General features: G+C 57.9%; 2 protein-coding genes. One reads left to right on the top strand and one right to left on the bottom strand.

What is annotated here, in order from left to right; genetic code table 11:
- A partial coding sequence (locus tag AC1D35_RS36440; protein WP_477942906.1) for a carboxyl transferase domain-containing protein occupies window positions 1–417 on the bottom strand: 417 nt, incomplete at its 3' end.
- A gap of 128 nt (window positions 418–545) precedes the next feature.
- Between AC1D35_RS36440 and AC1D35_RS36435 the strand changes: the two genes are divergently transcribed.
- On the top strand, window positions 546–896 hold a 351-nt coding region (locus AC1D35_RS36435), incomplete at its 3' end, for a helix-turn-helix domain-containing protein (RefSeq protein ID WP_477942904.1).

Raw genomic sequence — 896 nt, 5'->3', positions numbered from 1 at the left:
CGATGCGACGCCTTCCTGGATCCGCGCGCCGCCGGAATCGTTGAGGCCGATGACAGGCGCGCCGTTCTTGAGCGCCATGTCCATGATCTTGCAGATTTTCTGCGCGTGCGTTTCGGAAAGCGATCCTCCAAGGACGGTGAAGTCCTGGGAGAAAACATAGACCTGCCGGCCGTTGATCGTTCCCCAGCCGGTGACGACACCGTCGCCAGCGATTTTCTGGCTTGCCATGCCGAAGTCGACGGCCCGATGGACGACGTACATGTCGTATTCTTCAAACGACCCTTCGTCCAACAGCACCTCGATCCTTTCACGGGCCGTCAGCTTGCCCTTGGCGTGTTGGGCGTCGATGCGTTTCTGGCCGCCACCCAGCCTTGCCTCTGCCCGCCGCGATTCTAGCTGTTCAAGAACGGATCGCATCTCATGTCCTTCGAAAATGCCTTGATATTGCGGTGTTGTAGCGAAGGGACGGGGTTCACAAAACACTTGATCGTGCACCGTTGAGTAAACTATAAAAATGCAAACTCCTCTTTTGCAAAGATGCAAACATGGCGGCAGGTAAGCTCTTCATCGGACGCCAGGTGCGTGACCTCAGGGAAGCAAACAGGGCGACCCAAGCCCAGTTCGCCGAACGGATCGGCATTTCGACCAGCTATCTGAACCAGATCGAAAACAACCAGCGACCGGTGTCGGCAGCCGTCCTTGTCGCGCTCGCCGAGAAATTTCAGATCAATGTAAGCGAGCTGTCGTCGGGCGAAGGGGACAGGTTGTTGTCCGCCCTGACAGAGGCTCTCGCCGATCCTCTTTTCGAGAACCTCGTCCTCAACGTCCAGGAGTTGAAACTCGTCACCCAGGGTGCGCCGAATCTGGCGCGGTCGCTGATCCGGGCGCATCAGGCC

This window comes from Rhizobium sp. P1_E6 (genome assembly GCF_056405875.1).
This window is presented reverse-complemented; position numbering and strand designations above follow the sequence as displayed.